Raw genomic sequence first — 2,748 nt, forward strand, 5'->3', positions numbered from 1 at the left:
TGCAGGCACGCCAAACCGGTCGACACGGCCATATCCCGCCGAGAGCGCGCGAATCTCGAGCAACGGACCCTTGAGCGACTCCGCACGAGTGCGCACGATTGCTTCGGGTTCGGGCCTGCGCGTGGCCGCGAGCAATTGCCGCGTGTAGGCATCGACAGGAGCGTCGAGGACTTGCGCCACCAGCCCGTTCTCCTTCACGCAGCCGCCGTTGAGCACGACGATCCGGTCGGCCATCTGCGCGACGACCGCAAGATCGTGCGACACGTAGATTGCCGTCGTTCCGAGCTCACGGATCACTTTCTTGAAGGCCGCCAGCACTTCGATCTGCGTCGTCACGTCGAGCGCGGTGGTGGGTTCGTCGAACACGACCACTTGCGGGTCCGTGATCAGCGCCATTGCGGCCATCACGCGCTGCAACTGGCCGCCCGAGACCTGATGCGGATAGCGCTCGCCGATCGTATCGGGCTCTGGCAACGCGAGGGCGCGGAACAAGCCGACTGCTTTCGCACGCGCCGCATCGCGCGACATGAGCTTGTGCAGCAGCGCCGGTTCCGTGACCTGATCCATGATGGTGCGCGCCGGGTTGAAACCCGCCGACGCGCTCTGGGCAACATACGCTACCGTGCGGGCACGCAGCGCGCGCCGGCCTTTCACGTCGAGCGAGAGCACATCGAACTCGCCCACTCGCACGGAGCCGCTGCTGATCGAACATCCCGCGCGCGCGTAGCCGAGGAGAGCCAGCGCGATGGTCGTCTTCCCCGACCCCGACTCGCCGATCAGCGCCAGCACTTCGCCGCGCCTGACCGTGAAGTCCACGCCCTTCACGATCTCGACCACCGGATCGGGCGCCGCGCCCGCAACCACGCGCAAGCCCCGGACCTCGATCATGCTGCTGCCCGTATCGGCTTCGGGGTTCGTATAAGTGGACGTATGAGTGGCCGTATAAGTTGACATCACGCACCTCCTTGCGCACGCGAGCCTCGGCGGCGCAGGTTGTCGATGAAAAGGTTCACGCCGATCGTGAGCGTCGCGATGGCAATGGCCGGCATCAGCACGGCGAGCGAGCCGTCCGCGAGGCCGCCAATGTTTTCGCGCACGAGCGACCCCCAGTCGGCATTGGGCGGCTGCACGCCAAGACCGAGGAAACTCAGTCCGCTCAAAAGCAGCACGATAAACACGAAGCGCAAGCCGAAGTCGGCGAGCATGGGATGGATCATGTTAGGCAACACTTCGCGGCGCGCAATATAGAAGAGGCCCTCGCCGCGCGCCCGGGCGACCTGCACGTATTCAAGCGTCATCAGGTTCACCGCGAGCGAGCGCGAGATCCGGAACGCACCGGGAATGTAGGCGAGCGCGGCGACGCCGGTCAGCATCGGAATAGACGAACCGAATGCCGCGATCACGACCAGCGCGAGCACTTTGCTCGGAATCGAGATGAGCGCATCGAAGAGACGGCTCATGATTTCATCCGGCCATCGGCCTGACACCGCCGCGAGCAGGCCGAAGAACGTACCGATCACGCTCGCGAGCAGCGCGGCCATCAACGCGAGGCCGACCGTATAGCGCGTGCCGTAGAGAATCCGGCTGAGCATGTCGCGGCCGAGGTAATCGGTTCCCAGCGGAAAGGCGCGGCTCGACGGCCCGAACACGTCGACCGAAGACAGTGCGCCGGCCTTGTAAGGCGCGATCAGCGGTCCAATGATTGCAATGATCATCCAGAACAGCACGATCACGAGGCCGATAAGACCCAGCACCGAGAAGCGCCGCAGGAGCCGCTTGAAGAGGCCTTGCCTCTTCGGGGCGATTTCCACGATGGGCGCGCCCGGCGTGACCGGTATGCCTGTCGCGTCGACCGCCTGGTCGCTGTAGAGCTCGGTGCCGGCATGCGGCAGAGGGGGATGGGCAGGTCGGTTCATCGTTGACGCAGCCTCGGGTTTGAAACGATTTGAGCCAGATCGGCAATCAGCACGAGCGCCAGGTAAGCCGCGCAAAAAACCATCACGCAACCCTGCACGAGCGGCATGTCGCGGTTGGTGACGGCATCGACCATCAGGCTCGCGAGGCCGGGATAATTGAAGATCGATTCCACGATCACCACGCCGCCGAAGAGGTACGAGAGGCTCAGCGCCACGGCGTTGGCAATCGGACCGATGGTATTGGGCAACACGTGGCGCAGCACGACACGCATGGGCGACGCACCCTTGAGGATCGCCATCTCGACATACGAGCTATTGAGCTGGTCGAGCACGGCGGCGCGCGTCATCCGCGACATCTGCGCCACGATCACGCAGCACAGCGTCATCACGGGCATGGCATAGATGCGCAGCAAACCGCCGAACGACGACACTTCCGACAAGTAGGACAACGCCGGCAGCCAGCGCAGCTTCACCGCGAAGACCAGCACTGCGATGGTCGCAATCAGGAACTCCGGCACCGCGACGGTGGAAAGCGTCAGCACGTTGAGCACGCGGTCGAGCAGCGAACCGCGGAACATCGCCGATGAAATCCCGATCAGCAAGGCTACCGGCACGGACACGATCGTCGTGAGTCCCGCCAGCACGAGCGAGTTAGGCAGGCGCGTGGCGATCATCTGGCTGACCGGCAAGCTGTTCGACATCGACGTACCGAAATTGCCCGAAACAATTTGATAGAGCCACTCGAAGTAGCGTTGCAGCGCAGGCTGGTCGAGACCAAGCTGATGCCGCAGCGCCGTCACGGCTTGCGGTGTCGCAGCCTGCCCGAGTGCCA

3 protein-coding genes are annotated in these 2,748 nt (G+C 64.1%); all 3 read right to left on the bottom strand.

Going from position 1 to position 2,748, the window contains the following annotated elements; all coding sequences use genetic code 11:
• Window positions 1-888 (bottom strand): ABC transporter ATP-binding protein (locus ACRXB1_RS34065; RefSeq protein WP_449494545.1); only part of this gene is annotated, 888 nt, incomplete at its 3' end.
• 65 nt (window positions 889-953) lie between these two features.
• On the bottom strand, window positions 954-1,916 hold the full coding sequence (locus tag ACRXB1_RS34070) for an ABC transporter permease (protein ID WP_449494543.1): 963 nt from the start codon (window positions 1,914-1,916) through the stop codon (window positions 954-956).
• Window positions 1,913-2,748, bottom strand: an 836-nt coding sequence (locus ACRXB1_RS34075) for an ABC transporter permease (protein ID WP_449494544.1), incomplete at its 5' end; no start/stop codon positions are given. The genes ACRXB1_RS34070 and ACRXB1_RS34075, both read right to left, overlap by 4 nt.

The sequence above is a fragment of the Caballeronia sp. M23-90 genome (assembly GCF_053574605.1).